Here is a 20,351-nt window from a genome sequence, read left to right on the forward strand (position 1 = left end):
TTGAAAAATTACCCACCCAAATAAAAACTTTATGCAAAATAAAAAACCTTCCCTGCTTGAGGAAAGGGTGATAGCAAAGTAATTTGCGCCTTTCGCTCTTATCGTTCAAGGACTAAAATCCTTGCCTCAGGTTAGCACCTTCTCTTTTATATTAATTACAGTCATCGTAATTAATTATTAAAGCAGGTTGCTGGGTTTCATAGGGCCTGTCCCTCCACCAGCTCGGGATAAGAGAGTATCCGTTCAATGTAGAATAATACCGTATCACGTCAAATACTGTCAATATCTTTATGAAAAATAGTTGGTTCATTCTTTAAATAATGAGCAACTATTATAATTACATTTCCATTGACACTTAGCATCATATAACACGATCGTTCCCATTTGAATTTGTCCCTTCTTTTAATAGTATAGACTATTGACTCCCATTCATCGTTTTATGTAATAAAAAGGCTTAAAAATAGGTCGTATACGATGTTTTTTCTTGCACCCTCTAATATTTTTATAAATAGTATAGACTAATTAAGTTAATGTGTTATACTAATTAAAAAATAACAAATAAAGGTAGGTAGTCATCAGATGAACTCTGTCCGTATTTCTAACCAATTAAGCGAATTGTTAGCCTCTGGTCATGTGCATGTGCAACTATCTGTACCACAATTAGTCGAAAAGGTTCTTACTAGAAACGAAGGAGTCTTAACTTCGACAGGAGCTGTTCGAGCAACAACAGGAAAATATACTGGTCGGTCTCCGAAAGACAAATACATTGTTGAAGAAGCCTCTACAAAGGACAAGATTGATTGGGGAGCTGTTAACCAACCAATCTCTCAAGAAGTGTTCGAACGTTTATATAATAAAGTACTAAGTTACTTGAAAGATAGAGATGAGTTATTTGTTTTCAAAGGGTTTGCTGGCGCAGATAAGAAACATCGTCTACCCATTCAAGTGATCAACGAGTTTGCATGGCATAATCTATTTGCCCATCAGTTATTCATTAGACCAACAGCAGAAGAGCTTTTGACTCATGAAGAACAATTCACAGTCATATCGGCTCCAAACTTTAAAGCAGACCCTATTATTGATGGTACCAAGTCTGAGACTTTTATTATAGTCTCTTTTGAAAGAAAGACCGTATTAATCGGTGGCACAGAATATGCAGGCGAGATGAAGAAATCCATTTTCTCTATCATGAACTACTTATTGCCTGAAAATAATATTCTACCTATGCACTGCTCAGCAAATGTCGGCGTTGAAGGAGATGTCGCTTTATTCTTTGGCTTATCAGGAACAGGTAAAACGACCTTATCTGCTGATGCAAACCGACGCCTAATCGGAGATGATGAGCACGGCTGGTCAGCTAACGGTGTCTTTAATATTGAAGGAGGCTGCTACGCTAAGTGCATTAATCTTTCAAGAGAAAAAGAACCTCAAATCTTCGACGCCATTCATTTTGGATCTGTGTTAGAGAATGTCGTGCTGAATAAAGAAACACGAGTCGCTGACTATGATGATGGAACATTAACTGAGAATACACGCGCTGCTTATCCTATCCAATCTATAAGCAATATCGTGGATCCAAGTGTCGCTGGACATCCAAATACCATTATCTTCCTTACAGCAGATGCTTTCGGGGTACTGCCTCCTATTGCAAAGCTATCTAAGGAACAAGCGATGTACCATTTCTTAAGCGGTTACACTTCAAAACTTGCTGGTACGGAACAAGGAATCACTTCACCGCAAGCAACATTTTCAACATGCTTCGGCTCCCCTTTCCTACCATTAGAAGCAACTCGCTATGCAGAAATGCTAGGGTCCAAGATTGACGAACATAATGCGAAGGTTTATCTAGTGAATACAGGCTGGACTGGTGGCGAGTATGGAGTCGGAAGTAGAATGAAGCTATCATACACCCGCTCCATGGTACAGGCCGCTCTCGAAGGGGAACTAAACCATGTAGAAACAAGTAAAGATCCTATTTTCGGATTGGAGATTCCCCTTCATGTTCCTGGTGTTCCGGATGATGTTCTTCAGCCAAACCGAACATGGGCTGACCAAGAAGCATACCAGATTAAAGCGAACGAATTAGCCACTAAATTCAAAGATAACTTCAAAAAATTCGCAAATGTTTCAGTACAGATTATCGAAGAAGGCGGTCCTTTAGTATAATTTTTAAAAAAGAGCGTAATCAGTCGATTACGCTCTTTTAATTAGATGAATGTAAGGATATCAATTGATACTCGATCGTCGTTTTTTCACTTTCTAAAATTACTTTTTTAATTTTTGCCATGCCACTTACTTCCCCATCCATCGTTCTTCTTACCTCGACAGGAATGTCTATTGGATATAAGCGATATCCTTCTTTGGTTATTGTAAACAGGTTTTCCTCAAGTCGCTTTTCTCTACCCTTAGTAACAATCATTGTATTAAGTTCTAATGGCATACCCATAATTCTCCACTCCTTTTCTTATATTTTATCATTATTATGACTGTTTTTTCATCCATTGAGTTAAGTCTGTCACAACTTTTCGGTTAATACTTGGAGGAAAATAATGTGTCAACTCCTCAAAATACCAGCTCTCTACTGAACGACGTTTATCCTTTAATCTCTCTTCCAATCTTCGCGCATGGTCCACACTTACATTTTGATCCTTCGATCCATGAATGATTAAAGTTGGACATCGCAATTGTTCAATATCATACAATGGAGTGCGAAATTTATATCTTTCTGGATATTTCGTCGGTGTACCACCAATGACTCTCTTCATCATCCTTCTCAAATCTTCTCTTTCCATATATGTAAGATTCATATCACTTACTCCACCCCAGGTAACGAGAGAGGCCGTATCTGGAAACTTGATGGCAGTTAATAATGCCATCACCCCACCACGTGAGAACCCAAATACATGTACCCTTTTCACTCTTGAATGCTGCTGTAAGATACGATAACCAGCAAATGCATCTTCTCGATCATCTCCAGCAAAATCTTCATTTCCTTCTCCTCCTTGATTTCCCCGGTAGTAGGGGGCAAATACAATAAAGCCTTCCGAAGCAAATTGCACCAACCTAGATGGCCTTACCTTTCCTACGCTTTTTATTCCACCCCTTAAATATAAAAAACCCTCTAAAGGCTCCTCTCCTTTAGGTTCTGCTAACATTCCTTTCACCTTATATCCTTCCGAATAATACGTTATGATCGATAACTCGACATGCGGATGAGGCGATGGAAACCTCTCCCTATCAACAATTTCAAGAGTATACATACCTTCTGTTACACTTCCTTACACATGTTTTTAATCTAGGCATTCACACATTTTTTTCGACTTCATACGATATGTTAGGCTCACAAACCATTCACATAAAAAAGTTTATCTATTAAGGAGGTTATCCATAAAATGAAAAAGTCATTTAAGATTTTCTTTTCCATGTTCTTAGTTGTCATTCTCATTATACCAATTGCTGCCTGCAGCAAGGAAGAAGTCCAAAAAGTACGCATTGGTGAAGTAACCCGTTCCATTTTCTATGCTCCTGAATATGTTGCGATAGAAAATGGTTTTTTTGAAGAAGAAGGATTAGATGTTGAGTTAACCACTACCTCAGGTGGAGACAAAACAATGACTGCCTTGTTATCAAATAGTATTGATGTTGCTCTTGTTGGATCTGAAACATCTATTTACGTTTATGCTCAGGAAGCAAATGACCCAGTCATCAACTTTGCCCAGCTAACACAAACAGATGGTACTTTCCTTGTATCTCGTGAAAAAATTGATAACTTTTCGTGGGAGATGTTGAAAGAATCCACCTTTTTAGGTCAAAGAAAAGGCGGTATGCCACAAATGGTTGGAGAATTCGTTCTAAAACAACACGGTATTGATCCACATAACGACCTGAACCTGATCCAAAATATTGATTTTGCCAATATTTCCAGTGCCTTTGCCTCTGGAACGGGCGACTTTGTTCAGCTTTTCGAACCAACTGCAAGTGTGTTTGAACAGGAAGGAAGAGGCCATATTGTCGCTTCATTCGGTACAGAGTCAGGCATGGTACCATATACAACATTTATGTCAAAAGAAAGCTATATGACGGAAAACAAAGAAACTGTTGAAAAATTCGCAAGAGCCATTTATAAAGCACAAAAATGGGTAGCTGAAAATTCTGCAAGAGATATCGCAGAAGCCATTTCTCCTTACTTCGAGGATACAGACTTAGCTTTAATTGAGACGGTGGTTGACCGTTACAAGAGCCAGGGCTCTTACGCAACAAACCCAGTGCTAGATGAAGCAGAGTGGGAAAACCTTCAAAATATTATGGACGAAGCAGGCGAGTTACCTAAGAGAGTGGATCACAGTGTGCTTGTAAATACCCAAATTGCCGAAGAGGTAATGAAATAAAATCATTAAATTTCGAGGTGGCCGACTATGAGCTTATTAAAGCTAAAACATATTCATCACACGTATTTTACTAAGACCTCAGCTACAACGGCCCTCTCCGACATTTCACTCGAAGTCGAGGAAGGAGAATTCATTTCCTTCCTTGGTCCGAGCGGATGCGGAAAAACAACCCTACTTTCTATCATAGCAGGTTTATTTCAACCGACAGAGGGTACCATCCTGCTTGAGAATCAATCTGTTAACAAATCTAAGAAAAAGATCGGTTATATGCTACAGCAAGATTATTTATTTCCTTGGAAAACCATCGAGGAAAATATATTGCTTGGTTTAAAAATTTTTGGAATTGAAGACAGTACTAGGAAGGAATATGCCTTCTCTCTCCTTGAAGAAATGGGATTAAAGGGCTATAAAAAACAATATCCGAAGCAACTCTCTGGCGGAATGAGACAAAGGGTTGCACTCGTTAGAACCTTAGTAACGGAACCAAAGCTACTTATGCTAGATGAACCATTTTCTGCATTAGATTATCAAACAAAGCTTCGACTCGAGGACCTTGTGTCTGAGACATTAAAATCCTTCGGAAAAACAGCTATTCTTGTCACACATGATATTGGAGAAGCAATCGCCATGAGTGATCGAATTTATTTATTTTCTGCTAGTCCTGGGCAAATTCACAAATCATTTGAGGTTCCAAAGCAGTTAAGAGAACTCTCTCCTTTTCAAGCTAGAAATCACGAAATTTACACACAGTTATTCCAAGCTATATGGAAGGAGTTGGAGTCTCTTGAACAATAAGCAACCAGTGGAACTCCTTCACAAGAATTATATTAAAAAGCTAACATACGAGAAGAGATGGGTCCGTTTTTACCAATTTGTCATCTTCTTTGTATTTTTCCTAGGCTGGGAGATTGCGAGTAAGAAACAATGGATCGACCCATTAATTTTTAGTGCACCTTCTAAAGTATGGGATTTACTCATTAAAAAGATTCAGGATGGTACACTTATGGTAGACCTAGGGTACACCCTATCAGAAACCGTACTTGGTTTTATTTTAGGAACACTTTTTGGAACCATTCTTGCTGCCATTCTCTGGTGGTCACCCTTCCTGTCAAAGGTACTTGACCCCTACTTAGTAATATTAAATGCCATGCCAAAGGTTGCTTTAGGTCCGATTTTAATCGTTGCACTCGGTCCGAGTATGAGTTCTATTATTGCGATGGGTGCGATCATCTCGGTCATTATCACGACCATTGTCGTTTATACTGCCTTTAAAGAAGTGGATCCCAATTATATTAAGGTCCTTCAAACATTTGGTGCCACAAGGTCCCAATGCTTTAAAGAAGCCATACTTCCAGCTTGTTTCCCTACGATCATTTCAACACTAAAGGTGAATGTTGGACTCTCATGGGTTGGAGTTATCGTTGGAGAATTCCTTGTTTCGTCTAGAGGATTGGGTTACATGATCATTTATGGTTTTCAAGTATTTAATTTCACCCTTGTACTGCTCTCCTTACTTGTCATTGCCGTATTCGCAACAATCATGTACCAGTTGGTTGAACTGTTAGAGAGAAAATTGATTAAAAGTAACTAAAAGAGGCGAAGGATCATCCTTGCCTCTTTTCTACAGCAAATGTGTTTGTATGTAATGCAAACTCTTTTCAACTACAGAATCCTTCATAATAAAACTATATTCATCACTCAAACGATCACTTAGGTGGAGATCATCAATGAACACCGGCCCATCCGTTTCTAGAAAGTCCTCTTTCCTTACCAATTCCTTTATCTCCCCGTAGAAGATGGCTTTAACAAATCTCTCATCCCCGTTACGAACTTCATAATGGCCAATTCTCATTAACTTATTTAACACCCCGCCTGTCTCTTCGAACACTTCCCGGGTTGCAGCTTCCTCTAACGTTTCCCCACGTTCTACTTTCCCACCAGGAAATTCTAGCCCTCTTTCTTTATGCTTAGTCAGAACCCATCCATTTTTATATTTACTTAGAATAAGAACATGTTTCACAACAGTGTCAAACTTATTTTCTCCAAATGAAAGCAACACTTGTGCTCCTAAATGGTCCCTAAACATCTCCATGAACCCTTCACCCTTAATTTTCTATTTATTTACATAATAGCTGAAACCAATTGTTTTTCCAATCGTATATATGTAGATAATATTAAAGGGTATTAAGGATCCTGACAGAATTTAGAATAAAAAACAACAAACCGCTTTCGAATTACGTAAGCGGTTTGTTATTTTTTATGCCCATAGACTCAATATGCTTTTTAGCTTCATCGTCTCCAAGACGATAGATCATGTTATACACTTGAACCGTGATCGAATCATAGGCATCATTTTCTCTGTCATGATGATATTGAACATATGGAACGTGCGCACGGAAAAAATTTCCCCAGTCATTTGCATGATTTTGATCAAAATATTCACGAAGCTGAATGATTTCTTCATCTGTAGCTTCTATTTTAAAATTCCAAGGAGAGCTTGTTTTGCTTTGTGTGATTTCTCCTGTACTAACCGTAATATAGTACGTCTTTTTCTCATTATCCATAACCCACACTCCCTTTTTTATTATAATTTGCACAAGGAAATGATTTATTCCCTTTTTCCCAACACCTTATTGAAGAAAATTAAAGAATAGTTTACATATTTACGGGTATTGCTGAAGTATAATGATAACAATACCTTTATAATAAACATAAGGGAGGTGAAGAACGTGAAGCTTGTAGATGAAATATATGAGTTTTATCGGCACAAGTTAACAGGTGATGAAGAAGATATTGATATGCTTGCTTTTGCCTTTTTAGAGGAGTTAACTCAAGAGGATTTGCTTAATATCATTAAAGATCTCGATAAGCAAGAATTGTACGATTTAGTTGGTGTCTATCTAATTGAAGGATTGAAAGGGAAATTTGCTCAAGAAGAATACGGCCAACGGAAAATCCCTAACTTCCAACAACGGAACTTTCACTAACAGTACATAGAAGAAAACGAAAGCACATAGACAGAAGCTGACTAAACTAGTCAGCTTCCTTTATTTTACTCTAGATAGATTCAGCAACGATAACTGACCAACCTTTACCTTTATAGGCATTATATCCCTCAGTTAACGAGTATGCGAAAATTTGATTATCCTCGATCGTATACCCTCGAGTCTCTATTCCTGATAAAATTTTTTGGACAGCTTTTAAATGAGTGAGCTTTGTTTTTAAAATTTCGGTACGGTCCTTAGATGCGATCACATAACCTTCTGAATTAATCGCATAAAGCTTGCTTTTTTCATCTGTTTGTACCCGGTCAATAATGTCATAAATGTACTCCCAGTTAAATCGGGTGGTGAATACGCCTATAACTTCTCCCACATCATTTCGAACAGGACTAGAATACCCCATTGTATATCCCTCCACAACGGAAGAATAATACATATCTGTGACGTACACATCATTTGTTTTTACCGTTTCTTGAAACCACTCCCGGTCACTCATATTCCGCCCTACTTGGCTTTGATTTTGTGCAGCAACCAGAATTTCTCCTGATAAGTCAACAACGAACAGATCGAAATACACTTCATAGATGTTATAGATATTTTTCATGAAGGCTTCCGCAGTCTTTTTCGAATCAGAGGTAGGCTGAAGTAAACATTCTTTTATCGCATCGAAGGTTGCCCATGCTTGAACATCACAATTTCTTTCAAATAAATTCCGATCGATTTTATCGATCGTATCATAAGCAATATCCACCGTTCTTAAAGCTATAATATTATTTGCCTTTGTTTGTATACTTTTGATAATACTCTCACTTGCTTTACTAGAATCTAAGCAGTCTTGAGCAAACTTTTTAATCTCCTTTGCAACAACTGAAAATGCTCGTCCAGCTTCGCCTGCTCTTGCAGCCTCAATTCCAGAATTTAATGCTAATATATTGGATTTCATGGAGATGTCTTTAATATTTTGCATAACACCTTCCATTTTACTATTTTCCTGCTTTAATTCATTCATCAGCACGGATACATTTAAATTTTTCTCTTGAGTACTAACCATATCCACTCATTCCCCTCTCAAACCGAACCATAATGTTATGTTTTGTGACATGATATGATAAATAATATCACAATTTTGAAAATATTGTCGATTTAGAGAGTAGAAAATTTTAATATTTTATGAATCTTTTGTACCATAAAAAAAATCCAAAATGTATATGAAAATGACTATCCATTTGTTTGTGAATTTGACGGACCATTTTTTATTGATTCTTTTGACTTTGGCTCTGTAATTATTATTGATGACTTCGTAAAGGTAAAAGAATGAATAGGCGGAGAATTTCCGGCTAATGTATATAGAGGAAGCTTAAGAAGCAGAAATAAGCGGAGGAATTCCGGTTAACTGCTCAAAATAAGCCAAAATTCAAAGATTTGGATCACATAAGCGGAAAAACTCCGCTTATTCTTAAGAAAATAGGGGTATTTCCCAATTTAAACGGAATTTTTCCGGTTATTTTTCAAATACAGCGAAACCAACATCAGTTTTATAACAGTACCTTGACTTAAAATGCTTTATACATTAAGGTGGCACTTTGTAATATTCTTACACAACAAAAAGCCCTGCATTTTGCAGGACAAAATGTATAACAAATATAAGGAGATTTTCAAATGTATTCATATAAAAAGTGATAGGTAACTGAACCCGTTCCTGTTCAAGAGTTGTTTTTACAAATTAAACTGATTCACCTAAGTACGCTTTTAACATCCATACATGTTTTTCTAATGTTGAATGAATTGCAAGGAACATATCACCTGTTGCCTCGTCGTTCATCTCTTCAGCAAGTGACATTCCGCTTTTTAGTTCTTCAATTAACAGAGAGAAATCAGTTGATAGGCTTTGAACCATTTCAATCGCTGATTCATTACCTGTGGACTCTTTGATGCTCGATTTCTCTAGATACTCCTTCATAGTAGCAAGGGGCTCTCCACCAATTGATAAGAGTCTTTCGGCTAATTCATCAATATGAATAGCTGCCTCGTTATAAAATTCCTCAAATTTTGTATGCAGTGTAAAAAAGTCTTTCCCTTTAATATACCAATGAAAATTATGTAGCTTGACAAATAACACGCTCCAGTTAGAGATTTGGCTGTTCAACACATCATGTAATTTATTTTCCATAAGTGATCTCCTCCTATCATTATTATTCATGCCGTTACTCCCATTGTTATATTACCCAGAATGGACAAGATAAAACGTTTGGCCAAGTGACAAATAATTAAAGTTCTTAATCACACATGCTAAAATAGAATGGGAGAAAGGAGGAATAATATGATAACTGTTCTAATTATTTGTCTCATAATTGTAGGTATTGTCTTACTTTTATCGGTTGTCACCACTACAAAGGCCTATTCATATAAACATACCGTTGATTCACTTGAGGATAACCCAAATATACATAATGAAAGCGAACAAAAAAAAGAAGAGTGAGGGTATCTTAGTGAATATACTTTCTATTTTTGTTGGAATTATTTTCTTCCTAAACATTTTACTTGCTATCATTGTTATTTTTTTAGAGAGAAGAGATCCTAGTGCCACCTGGGCTTGGATTTTAGTACTATTTTTCATTCCTGTTCTAGGCTTTATCATGTATTTACTTTTTGGACAGAACTTGAGTAGAAAGAAAATGTTTTATTGGGAAGATCGTGACAAAGTAGGAATAGAGTCTTTAATCGAAGAGCAGATTTCACAATTGAATCAAAGAAGCTTTCCTTTCCAAAATTCAACTGAGGAAAAAAGTCGTGACCTCATTCATATGCATTTAATTAATAATGCTGCCATGTTTTCTCGACATAACGACATTCAAATTTTTACTGATGGCAAAGAAAAATTCCACTCTCTCTTTCACGATATAGAGCACGCTCAAGATCATATCCATTTGCAATACTATATCATCAAAAATGACGAACTCGGCAGAAGGTTAATGAACGTTTTATCACAAAAGGCACTTGCTGGAGTAAAGGTCCGAGTTCTTTACGATGAACTAGGTTCTCGATCATTAAGAAAGTCATTTTTCAAAGAGTTGCGTCGAGCTGGCGGAGAGGTAGAAGCCTTCTTCCCTTCAAAACTGCCTTTAATTAATTTGCGATTAAATTATCGTAATCATCGAAAGCTTGCTATCATTGATGGAAAAATCGGGTATGTTGGTGGATTCAATGTGGGAGATGAATACTTAGGTTTAAATAAAAGGTTCGGATACTGGCGAGATACACATGTTCGGATTGTCGGTGAAGCTGTACACCCCATACAGACTAGGTTTATTCTCGATTGGAATCAAGCTTCCTACCGTTACGATATTAACTATTCCCCACGATACTTCCAACAACCAGGAAATAGCGGGGAAGTTGGCTTACAAATTGTAACAAGCGGACCTGACTCAGAATGGGAACAAATAAAAAACGGGTATATAAAAATGATCTCATTAGCAAAAGATTCCATTATCATTCAAACACCTTACTTTATTCCAGACTCGAGCCTCTTAGATGCATTAAGAATCGCTTGTTTATGTGGAGTCGATGTAAAAATTATGATTCCGAATAAGCCAGATCATATGTTTGTCTATTGGGCAACCTATTTTTATGTTGGAGAAATGCTGAAAGCTGGTGCAAAAATTTATATTTATGAAAAAGGATTTATCCATTCAAAATCCATTGTTGTGGACGATGAAATTGCTTCTGTTGGGACAGCGAATATTGATGTACGAAGCTTCCGGCTGAATTTTGAAGTGAATGCCTTTATCTATAATAGAGAATTCTCTAACACACTAATGGATCAATTTTCTGAGGATATGAACTCCTCAACGGAGCTAACACTTGAAAACTATATGAAAAGACCGGTGAAGATTCGTTTAAAAGAATCTGTATCAAGACTGCTATCTCCAATATTATAAAANAATTGCTTCTGTTGGGACAGCGAATATTGATGTACGAAGCTTCCGGCTGAATTTTGAAGTGAATGCCTTTATCTATAATAGAGAATTCTCTAACACACTAATGGATCAATTTTCTGAGGATATGAAGTCCTCAACGGAGCTAACACTTGAAAACTATATGAAAAGACCGGTGAAGATTCGTTTAAAAGAATCTGTATCAAGACTGCTATCTCCAATATTATAAAAAATAGCCGAGCAAAAACGCTCGGCTAAACTTTTAAGCAAATACCTGTTTCAAATCTTCTTTTGATTGTTCAAGCCAAAAACGCATTAATCGTTTAGCTCCCTCAAGGTCGTGAAGCTTCGCTTGGCCACATTGTGTTTCATTAGCTGCAGGAATTTCAACGATTTCCACGGCTGATTTCATCGTATCCTCTAATAGATCAATAATTTCTTCTACCGAAGGCTCCCCACTTACCACGAGATAATAACCTGTTTGACACCCCATTGGAGAAATATCAATAATATCAAAATGGCTGTATTTTTCCGCATGCTCACGAAGGTTAAATGCTAATAAGTGTTCCAACGTATGAATAACATCTGGCTTCATTGCTTGCTTATTCGGCTGACAGAATCGAATATCAAATTTATTAACAACTCCATCACTTCCCACTTTATGTACTCCACAATGTCTTACATATGGGGCTTTCACTGCATTATGATCTAGTTCAAAACTTTCTACAGAAGGCATATGTTCCACTCCTATTCATTCAATTTCTTTTATCAGTATACAACAATTATTACGCATTATCTCTACTTACTCTTATGCCATTTTTTAGACTAATTTCCCTATCTATGTTATGTTGTTCGTAAATAGGAAAGAGGAAAGTGAGAGATTTACATGTTAAAAAAGGCGATGATGGCCTTTATCCGTTTCTATCAAATTGCCATATCTCCGCTCAAACCGCCAAGCTGTCGCTTCTATCCAACTTGCTCACACTATGGATTAGAGGCCATTGAAAGATTTGGACCAATAAAAGGTGGTTACCTAACCATTAAACGTTTATTAAAATGTCACCCATTTCATCCAGGTGGGTTTGATTATGTTCCAGAAAAAAAGGAAAAAAAGAATTAAATGCCCTCATATCCATTTTCAACAGCGTCTAATCTACCTGTTTCAGGATCAATGACAAGTCCATGTACAGGAACTCCTTTTGGAAGAAGAGGATGCTTCTTAATCATGTCCACACTGTGCTTCACGCTATCAGACACATTGTCAAATCCATGCATCCACTCAGAGACGTTAATGCCAGAGTAGTTTAGCATATCAAGCGTCTCTTGAGTAATTCCCCGCTCTTTCATGCTTTCGATGACTACATCAGCCTTCATTCCACTCATTCCACAATCATAATGACCAATGACCAAAACTTCATCTGCCTGCAACTGATACACAGCTACAAGTAAACTTCTCATAATACTTCCAAACGGATGCGTAACTAGTGCACCAGCATTTTTTATGAGTTTTACATCCCCATTTGACACGTTCATCGCTTTTGGTAAAAGCTCTAGTAATCTTGTGTCCATACAAGTTAAAATAACTAGGCGTTTGTTTGGGAATTTTGTTGTTGTAAATTCCTCATACCGTTTTTCTTCAACAAACTGTTGATTATACTCTAAAATTTCGTCTAACAGTCTCATCCTAGTACCCCCTTTTTTATACTTATGACTATAATACAAGATAATTGCAAAACTAGACAATTTTTATGGTTGCATATTTCTCTACTATTAGGTAATATAACTAATGTAAATCGTAACCGTTTCGGATTATCTATTAAAATACAAAATTACAACTATTATTATATACTTTAAATCGAAATAATTACGTTTTATCTATAATTGAGAGGAGAGTAAGTATGTTTCGTAAATATACAGCAATTATTTTTATGATAATCATTGCCACATTTCTAGCAGGTTGTCAGGGTGACTCAACGGAAACCAATCAAGAAAACGATAAACTATCCATCTATACAACCGTTTATCCATTACAGTACTTCACAGAACGCATAGGTGGAGATTTAGTAAAAGTCACATCCATTTATCCTAACGGTGCAGATGAACACTCTTTTGAGCCATCTCAAAAAGACATGATTGATCTTGCAGATTCTGACCTTTTCTTTTACATTGGTCTAGGTTTAGAAGGTTTCGTTTCAAAGGCAGAGGAAGCATTAAAAAATGAAAACGTCACGTTAGTAGCAACTGCTGAACATATCACATTTGAGGAGCATGAAGAAGAGTCTACTGAGGAACACGCTCACGAAGAAACGACAGAAGAGCATGCGGAAGAAACTGAAGAAGAACATGCTCATGAAGAAGAGGATGAACATAACCACGGTGATGTAGACCCTCATGTATGGCTTGACCCTATTTATTCGATTAGCCTGGCAGAAGAAATTAAAGAGCAGCTTCTTGAAAAACTACCCGATCACAAAGAGCAAATCGAAGAAAACTTCGCATCACTAGAAAAAGAATTACAACAATTAAATGAGGAATTTACTGAAGTAACAAGCACAGCAAAACACAAGGAATTTTTAGTATCTCACGCGGCATTCGGTTACTGGACTGAGCGTTACGGGCTTGAGCAAATCAGCGTATCAGGTTTGGCCTCAACAAATGAGCCTACTCAAAAGGAGCTTGAAACGATTATCGCTGAAGCCGAGGAACATGATCTACATTATATTTTCTTCGAGCAAAATGTAAGCTCAAAGCTAACTGAAATTGTTCAAAAGGAAATTGGCGCAGAACCATTAACTCTCCATAATCTTTCAACTTTAACGGATGCAGACGTAAAAGAAGAACGCACGTATTTTACCATCATGAAAGATAATCTTGAAGCATTGCAAACCGCTTTAAACGAATAGTGTTCGTTAGCCCCCTCGTTATTTGAGGGGGTTTTGCTGTTTTTAGATTTATTTTTAAACTATTTATAGCACTTTTCTTTAAAAATGCTTTGGAATTTCTTATTTATATCATATTTGGTTTCTGATGAGTCTCTTCTCAGGATAATCACTAGACTTTTTTGCGATTTTTAAAATTTATTTGCGATCCCCAGAATTTATTTGCGATTCCAAAAATTTATTTGCGATCCTTAGATTATATTTGCGATCCCTAGAATTTACTTGCGATTCTCACATCATATTTGCGATTCCATCTAAGAATCTCAATTCGCCCCACCTCACAATTTCCCCCCATCCATTATCTGTCACTATATCGCCTTATTTCTTGTGAAAATAGGAAAAGATTACATATTTATTTTTTATTAGAAAAGAATAACGTGGTGAGTATATTGAAAGGGAGATCGTAATGGATGATTTACTAATTGCACGCTCGTTATTCGGAACTACTATGGGTTTTCATATTATTTTTGCAACCATCGGGGTAGGCTTGCCTTTTATGATGCTTACAGCTGAGCTTATGTATCAAAAAACGAAAGACCAGGAGTACGTAGTTATGGCTAAGCGCTGGACAAAAGCCTTTGCCGTACTACTTGGTGTCGGGATTCCAACTGGTACAATCGCTGGAGTTCAACTATCCCTTTTATGGCCAGGATTTATGGAAGTCATCGGTGTCGTCATGGCCCTACCCTTCCAAATTGAAATATATGCTTTCTTTATTGAAGCACTATTTATGTCCATTTATGTATATGCCGCTGAGCGTATTCCTCCTTGGGCTCGAATTACAAGCCTCGTACTTGTGGCGCTTGGGGCTTTAGCATCTGCCGTTCTCATAACGAATGTTCACGCTTGGGAAGGGACACCTACTGGATTCAGAATTGAAAACGGAATGATAACCGATGTAGATCCATGGGCAGCATTTTTTAACCCAAGCTTTATTGTCACAGCGGGGCATGTGGCGTTATCTGCCTATACAACAGGTGCATTTGTGATTGCGTCCGTATCAGCCTATAAACTATGGCGAACAGAATTTAATACGCGAATCTACCATTTTCACAAAAAAGCATTAACTCTTAGTCTTATTGTTGGAGGAATATTTTCACTATTAACCGCCATAAACGGACATGAATCTGCTCAATATTTGCATGAATATCAACCGGAAAAACTTGCCGCAGCAGAAGGATTATTTGAAACTCAATCACATGCCCCACTCGTCATCGGAGGATTTACTGACCGTGAAACTGAAGAGGTTAAGTACGCCATTCACATTCCTTGGGCACTTAGTTTTTTAGCAGGAAATAGCTTTGATACCGTCGTTAAGGGACTGAAAGAATGGCCAGAAGAAGAATGGCCACCGCTATTTGTTCACACCCTATTCAATGGAATGGTAGGCATAGGATCTTTACTAATTTTATTACCTCTACTCGCTTTACTATGGATAAAATTTTTAAAAAAAGAAAAATATCCTCGTTGGATTCTTTCGACTTTTATTGCCTCTGGCCCTTTAGCAGTATTGGCGATTGAATTTGGATGGATTTTTGCTTGTACCGGAAGACAACCTTGGACGATTTATCGCGTGCTATCTACAGCAGATTCAGCGACAACCGCAACAAATTTAGGTGTATTATTTCTAGCATTTGCAGCTGTATACGTCATTCTAGGGGTTTCAGTGGTCTTTGTCCTTCTATATTATTTTAGAAAGAACACCGTTGCGGATGATTTACATCGAGCCGAACAAAAGGGTGTACCACTTTATGGATCCAATACGTAACGAGGCACCATTTTATATGGAGGAGTGAAAATAGATGACTGATGCATTACTAGCCATTACTGTGTTATGGGGATTTGTATTCATCTATGCTGTTATGGCAACTATGGACTTTGGCGCCGGATTTTGGTCTATGATTTACTTTAATAGAACGCAGACTAAGGCTACAAACATCGCTAACCGATATTTGTCCCCCACATGGGAAGTAACCAACACATTTATTGTTGCTCTTGTTGTTGCTGTGTATAGTTTATTTCCATCCGCAGCTTATACGCTTGGAACCGTATTGCTTATTCCAGGGAGTATGATCTTGCTTTTGCTTGCCTTACGAAGTGCGTTTCTCGTTTTCTCAAATATTGCATCTGAATATCGAAAACCACTAACATATATCTCTGGAATTACAGGTATACTTATTCCAGGATTACTCATCAGCGTACTTCCAATTACACATGGTAACTATATCGACTTTGCAGATGGCCACCAAACCCTTAATCTTATAAAGCTTTTTACCAGTGCCAATGAATACGCGTTTATTGGATTTGCAATAAGTTCCACTTTGTTTTTATCCTCCTTATTGCTTGCAGACTATTCAAAAACAGCGGAAGAATATGAGGCCTATGCTGTATATCGAAGAGATGCGATTATTCTAGGTCCGATCTCTCTGGCAATGGCCGTTCTTATTATGTTTACGCTCCGAACAGAAGCACCTTGGCTTTACGAAAAAATGATGGATAATCTGGCGTTTTTAATCGTATCGGTTGTGTTTTTTGTCATTGGAGGGCTTGGATTGTTTTTACCTTCTGTCACTGGGGGACCAAAGGGAATGCCTCGCCTTACTGTCATTGCCATAACGATTCAATACTTACTTGCAAGTCTTGCCTACGGACAAGCGCACTTGCCTTACATTGTTTACCCAGAGGTGACCATTCAAAACGCATTCACTGATCCGAATTCGTTCCGGGCTATTTTCGCAACCTACATAGCCGGTTTCGCCATTCTCTTCCCAGGTTTCTTTTATTTCTGGACATTATTTATGAATGATAAAAGATATCTACAGCAAAAACCACCAGAAGAAACGAAGACATAAGAAAAGCGCAAGCGCCTTGGGAAGCTCCGACAGGCATAAGACGGAGACCGCAAGAGGTCCTGTCCTCTGTAGGGCTTTGGCTTATGACCCCGAGGAGCTAGGCGCTGGAGCTAGACACTGTTCAAAGTTCAAACATATCTTTCTTATTCTTTTTAAAAAAACGTGCCCGATATTTGGCCTGAGGCCAAATGGGGGCACGTTTTTTCTAATTATAATTTCGTAAAACTTTCCTCAAAAATCGTTACGTCTTTCAGCCTCTCACGATTTATCTCAAACCCTATACCAGGACCATTTGGAACATCAATCATTCCATTACGGACAATGACTTCAGGAGTTGTAATGTCCTCTTCCCAATATCGGCTGCTAGCAGAAATATCTCCGGCAATCGTAAAATTAGGTAGAGAAGCAATAGCGATATTGTGCGCTCTGGAGATACCAAATTCAAGCATTCCACCACACCAGACGGGTACTCCTTTTTCCAAACAATAATCATGAATGTCCTTTACTGTTTGAATGCCGCCTACTCTGCCAGCTTTTATATTTATTACCCGGCAGCTTCCTAGCTCAATTGCTTTCTTAGCATCTTCAAAAGTGACAATACTTTCATCTAAACAAATCGGTGTTTGGAGCACGGATTGTAGCTTTGCATGCTCAACAATATCATCGTGCCCTAAAGGTTGTTCGATCATTAGCAATCCAAAATCATCTAGTGCCTTTAATCGATTGATATCCTTTAATGTATAGGCAGAATTTGCATCGGCCATTAATTGAACACAGGGAAAATGAGATCTGATTGATTGGATATAATCATAATCATTTTGTGGAGAAATTTTTACCTTCACACGTTTGTATCCGTTCTCAAGATTTCTTTCAATTTGCAAAAGCGTCTCTTTCATCGATTTAGCCCCAACCACTACTCCTGATGGAATGCTATCTTGAGTTCCTCCAAGCAGGCTCGATAATGACTGATTTCTTTCCTTTGCATATAGATCCCAAATAGCCATTTCAAGACCTGCTTTGGCCATAAAGTTTCTCCGGAGTTTGTTAAAAATCGGAGTGGCCTCACTCGGATGTTTAATGCGACTACGAAAAAGCAATGGGATAAAAAATTCTTTTAACATATGTAAGGAGGTTTGAACGGTCTCTTCCGTATACCATGGAGAGGAAAAGGCTACTACCTCTCCAAGCCCAGTCACTCCGTCTCGATTCATGACCTCTATGATAATCCCTTCCCGTTCATGCACCGTACCTAAATGAGTGGTAAACGGAGTCTTTAGCTTCATGGAGACAACCGATAGCTTAATTCTCTCAATTCTCATTAGAAGCTCCGCCTTTTACCCATTCTTTTAAACTTCTTCTTAAAAGCTTATTAGACGCATTTCTTGGTAGCAGGTCAACGAACATGACCCTTTTAGGAACCTTATATTTTGCTAACTTGGATGAAGAATATTGTATGATTTCTTGTTCTGTTATTGATGTATTCCTAACAACAACAAAGGCTACCGGTACTTGTCCCCATTCCTGATCTTCTACACCGATAACCCCCGCCTCTTGAATAGCAGGATGCCCTTGTAAAACTCCTTCAATTTCCGCAGGATAAATGTTTTCTCCACCTGAGATAATCAAGTCTGAACGGCGATCCTGCACATATAAGAAACCTTCTTCATCGATATACCCTATATCCCCAGTTGCAAACCATCCATCTTTTTGGTGCGAACCCTCTTTATTCAAATACCCTTTCGTGACATTCGGACCTTTTACAAAAATTTCTCCTGATTCTAACGGCTGCTGTTTCAATCCATCAGCATCAACAATTTTCAACTGTGATGGAAAAAGTGCCTTTCCTGCCGAACCTAATTTGCTCAAGCTATATTCAGGAGATAAAGTTACAAATTGAGAGGCCGTTTCGGTCATTCCGTACGTTTGATAAACAGGAATTTGTAACTCCACACATCTTTCTAATAATGAAAGTGAAGCTGGTCCCCCTCCTAAAAGCATACAGCGAAAATGACCCGGCAACTGGCTATCCAAGTGCTCTAATAATCGGGAAAGCATCGTACTTACTACAGACATCGTTGTTACTTTCTCAGACTTTATATCTTGTAACGTTCTTTCCACGTCAAAGCTCTCGTGCAACACCATCTTTATTCCATAAATCACACTTCTCATTAAAATGGAATACCCACTAATATGAAAAAGGGGAACTGCACATAGCCAACCATCGCTATCTTGCAATCCAAGATTTAAGCTTGAACCAACTGCGCTCCACCAATGATTTCCATACGTTTGCATAACCCCTTTAGGAGAACCCGTCGTTCCGGAAGTATACATAAGTGAGCAAACCTCCTCTAAAGCTACTTCATTAACAAGAGGTGGCTCAAAAAATGGTGTTTGAAACAACTCATTTTTGTAGACGACACGTACATCTAATTGTTCCGCTTTTTCTTTAAACAATGATTCCGTAATTAAAAAAGCTGAATTTGAGTCCTTCAACTGATAATTCAATTCTTCTGGAGTTAATCTTGTGTTAAGTAAAGCTGCTTTTATACCAAGTAGCTGTAATGATAACAATATAACGACACTTTCGGAATGATTCGATAATAACAGTGCAACGTATTGATCCTGTCTCATTCCATATGCGTGCATTCGACCTGCTACATCGACACATTCGGCATATAGCTGTTGAAATGTGTAGCGTTTATCTTCAAATACCAACGCCGTTCGACTAGGTGTCAAAAATGCTCTCTTTTTAAGAAAATTTGGCATAACTTCAATTGACAATTTTTTCACCCTCTTCCTAATCACGTTATCAAATTGGTTTATTTTTTTCAATGATCATGCTAAAGTGCGACATAAAAAACCGAAGAACTTAATTCTTCGGCACGATGTTCCCTTCCTCTTCCTTGTCAGTAAAACGATCTAAAATGGTTATTGTATCAACAAGATGATTGTTAAATATTTGGCGCGCAACCGCTAATAGTTCGATGATCATCGGATCCTTTAGCGTGTAAATGACTTTATTCCCTTCCTTTGTCCCTGACACGATATTTTTGGCTCGTAAAATCGTTAATTGCTGCGAAACAGATGATCCTTCGCTACCGATGAGTGTTTGTATTTCATTTACGTTCTTATCCCCTTCGGCTAACAGTTCAAGAATGCGTATTCTTAATGGATGAGCCAAAGCCTTAAAAAACTCTGCTTTAAACTGTTGCATCTCTAAATTCAAGCATTTCAC

22 protein-coding genes, 1 pseudogene and 1 riboswitch are annotated in these 20,351 nt (G+C 37.8%); of the genes and pseudogenes, 12 read left to right on the plus strand and 11 right to left on the minus strand.

The annotated features are described in order from the left end of the window. Positions 1-95: 95 nt before the first annotated feature. Positions 96-234: riboswitch (SAM riboswitch) on the minus strand. A 345-nt stretch (positions 235-579) separates the two neighbouring features. Next, the gene (gene pckA / locus ACVBAX_RS20545; protein WP_447118638.1) at positions 580-2,166 is read left to right on the plus strand and encodes a phosphoenolpyruvate carboxykinase (ATP); all 1,587 of its coding nucleotides are present in this window, start codon (positions 580-582) and stop codon (positions 2,164-2,166) included. Between the two features lie 37 nt (positions 2,167-2,203). Here the strand turns inward: pckA and ACVBAX_RS20550 are convergent, their stop codons facing one another. Both ACVBAX_RS20550 and ACVBAX_RS20555 read right to left on the minus strand, forming a co-directional pair. Further along, positions 2,204-2,446 (minus strand): DUF2584 domain-containing protein, encoded by a 243-nt coding sequence (locus ACVBAX_RS20550; protein WP_430776113.1) that lies wholly within the window; start codon positions 2,444-2,446, stop codon positions 2,204-2,206. Positions 2,447-2,480: 34 nt separating this feature from the next. Further along, positions 2,481-3,260, minus strand: coding sequence for an alpha/beta hydrolase family protein (locus ACVBAX_RS20555; RefSeq protein WP_447118639.1), 780 nt, complete (start codon positions 3,258-3,260; stop codon positions 2,481-2,483). 132 nt (positions 3,261-3,392) lie between these two features. Between ACVBAX_RS20555 and ACVBAX_RS20560 the strand changes: the two genes are divergently transcribed. The 3 genes from ACVBAX_RS20560 to ACVBAX_RS20570 are packed head-to-tail and all read left to right on the plus strand — an operon-like array spanning position 3,393 to position 5,979. Beyond that, on the plus strand, positions 3,393-4,388 hold the full coding sequence (locus ACVBAX_RS20560) for an ABC transporter substrate-binding protein (protein WP_447118640.1): 996 nt from the start codon (positions 3,393-3,395) through the stop codon (positions 4,386-4,388). A 27-nt stretch (positions 4,389-4,415) separates the two neighbouring features. Then, entirely contained in the window at positions 4,416-5,183 is a 768-nt protein-coding gene (locus ACVBAX_RS20565) for an ABC transporter ATP-binding protein (protein ID WP_447118641.1), read from the plus strand. After that, a complete protein-coding gene (locus tag ACVBAX_RS20570; protein WP_447118642.1) occupies positions 5,173-5,979 on the plus strand; it encodes an ABC transporter permease in 807 nt (268 codons plus the stop codon). The genes ACVBAX_RS20565 and ACVBAX_RS20570 overlap by 11 nt, the downstream gene beginning before the upstream one ends. Positions 5,980-6,009: 30 nt before the next feature. On the opposite strand, the gene ytkD is transcribed toward ACVBAX_RS20570, so the two are convergent. After that, positions 6,010-6,480 carry an RNA deprotection pyrophosphohydrolase gene (gene ytkD / locus ACVBAX_RS20575; RefSeq protein WP_447118643.1) on the minus strand — a complete coding sequence of 157 codons (471 nt, stop codon included), beginning with the start codon at positions 6,478-6,480 and terminating at the stop codon, positions 6,010-6,012. A gap of 142 nt (positions 6,481-6,622) precedes the next feature. After that, entirely contained in the window at positions 6,623-6,952 is a 330-nt protein-coding gene (locus ACVBAX_RS20580; protein WP_447118644.1) for a hydrolase, read from the minus strand. 165 nt (positions 6,953-7,117) lie between these two features. On the opposite strand from ACVBAX_RS20580, the gene ACVBAX_RS20585 reads away from it, so the two are divergent. Next, entirely contained in the window at positions 7,118-7,375 is a 258-nt protein-coding gene (locus tag ACVBAX_RS20585; RefSeq protein WP_119709552.1) for a DUF6154 family protein, read from the plus strand. A 70-nt stretch (positions 7,376-7,445) separates the two neighbouring features. Here ACVBAX_RS20585 and ACVBAX_RS20590 read toward each other — a convergent pair whose 3' ends face one another. Together ACVBAX_RS20590 and ACVBAX_RS20595 are read right to left on the minus strand one after the other, a co-directional pair. After that, entirely contained in the window at positions 7,446-8,441 is a 996-nt protein-coding gene (locus ACVBAX_RS20590; protein WP_447118668.1) for a methyl-accepting chemotaxis protein, read from the minus strand. Positions 8,442-9,113: 672 nt separating this feature from the next. Next, positions 9,114-9,560: a Dps family protein gene (locus ACVBAX_RS20595; protein ID WP_447118645.1), complete on the minus strand. Its 447-nt coding sequence runs from the start codon at positions 9,558-9,560 to the stop codon at positions 9,114-9,116. 150 nt (positions 9,561-9,710) lie between these two features. Here ACVBAX_RS20595 and ytzI point away from each other — a divergent pair, with 150 nt between their 5' ends. From ytzI to ACVBAX_RS20610, 3 genes and pseudogenes are all read left to right on the plus strand, one after another. Further along, positions 9,711-9,869 carry a YtzI protein gene (gene ytzI / locus ACVBAX_RS20600; RefSeq protein ID WP_430776122.1) on the plus strand — a complete coding sequence of 53 codons (159 nt, stop codon included), beginning with the start codon at positions 9,711-9,713 and terminating at the stop codon, positions 9,867-9,869. Positions 9,870-9,879: 10 nt separating this feature from the next. Beyond that, positions 9,880-11,328, plus strand: a complete 1,449-nt coding sequence (gene cls / locus ACVBAX_RS20605) for a cardiolipin synthase (protein ID WP_447118646.1) — start codon at positions 9,880-9,882, stop codon at positions 11,326-11,328. A gap of 4 nt (positions 11,329-11,332) precedes the next feature. After that, positions 11,333-11,554 (plus strand): annotated as a pseudogene (locus ACVBAX_RS20610) (phospholipase D-like domain-containing protein); the annotation flags it as partial. A 33-nt stretch (positions 11,555-11,587) separates the two neighbouring features. Here ACVBAX_RS20610 and ACVBAX_RS20615 read toward each other — a convergent pair. Next, positions 11,588-12,061, minus strand: coding sequence for an S-ribosylhomocysteine lyase (locus tag ACVBAX_RS20615; protein ID WP_066057584.1), 474 nt, complete (start codon positions 12,059-12,061; stop codon positions 11,588-11,590). A gap of 150 nt (positions 12,062-12,211) precedes the next feature. Here ACVBAX_RS20615 and yidD point away from each other — a divergent pair, with 150 nt between their 5' ends. Beyond that, on the plus strand, positions 12,212-12,445 hold the full coding sequence (yidD, locus tag ACVBAX_RS20620; RefSeq protein ID WP_430777130.1) for a membrane protein insertion efficiency factor YidD: 234 nt from the start codon (positions 12,212-12,214) through the stop codon (positions 12,443-12,445). Here yidD and ACVBAX_RS20625 read toward each other — a convergent pair. Beyond that, positions 12,442-13,008, minus strand: a complete 567-nt coding sequence (locus ACVBAX_RS20625; protein WP_430777129.1) for a beta-class carbonic anhydrase — start codon at positions 13,006-13,008, stop codon at positions 12,442-12,444. The two genes, yidD and ACVBAX_RS20625, sit on opposite strands and share 4 nt — an antisense overlap. Before the next feature lie 215 nt (positions 13,009-13,223). On the opposite strand from ACVBAX_RS20625, the gene ACVBAX_RS20630 reads away from it, so the two are divergent. From ACVBAX_RS20630 to ACVBAX_RS20640, 3 genes are all read left to right on the plus strand, one after another. Then, positions 13,224-14,228, plus strand: a complete 1,005-nt coding sequence (locus tag ACVBAX_RS20630; RefSeq protein ID WP_447118647.1) for a metal ABC transporter solute-binding protein, Zn/Mn family — start codon at positions 13,224-13,226, stop codon at positions 14,226-14,228. 442 nt (positions 14,229-14,670) lie between these two features. Then, a complete protein-coding gene (locus tag ACVBAX_RS20635) occupies positions 14,671-16,032 on the plus strand; it encodes a cytochrome ubiquinol oxidase subunit I (protein ID WP_430777127.1) in 1,362 nt (453 codons plus the stop codon). 34 nt (positions 16,033-16,066) lie between these two features. Further along, a complete protein-coding gene (locus ACVBAX_RS20640) occupies positions 16,067-17,116 on the plus strand; it encodes a cytochrome d ubiquinol oxidase subunit II (protein ID WP_447118648.1) in 1,050 nt (349 codons plus the stop codon). 209 nt (positions 17,117-17,325) lie between these two features. Here the strand turns inward: ACVBAX_RS20640 and menC are convergent, their stop codons facing one another. From menC to ACVBAX_RS20655, 3 genes are all read right to left on the minus strand, one after another. After that, positions 17,326-18,435: an o-succinylbenzoate synthase gene (gene menC, locus ACVBAX_RS20645; RefSeq protein WP_447118649.1), complete on the minus strand. Its 1,110-nt coding sequence runs from the start codon at positions 18,433-18,435 to the stop codon at positions 17,326-17,328. Then, positions 18,425-19,897, minus strand: coding sequence for an o-succinylbenzoate--CoA ligase (locus ACVBAX_RS20650; protein ID WP_447118650.1), 1,473 nt, complete (start codon positions 19,895-19,897; stop codon positions 18,425-18,427). The genes menC and ACVBAX_RS20650 overlap by 11 nt, the downstream gene beginning before the upstream one ends. An 88-nt stretch (positions 19,898-19,985) precedes the next feature. Beyond that, entirely contained in the window at positions 19,986-20,342 is a 357-nt protein-coding gene (locus ACVBAX_RS20655; RefSeq protein ID WP_119709563.1) for an ArsR/SmtB family transcription factor, read from the minus strand. Between the last annotated feature and the right edge of the window lie 9 nt (positions 20,343-20,351).

The organism is Robertmurraya sp. GLU-23 (genome assembly GCF_052983275.1).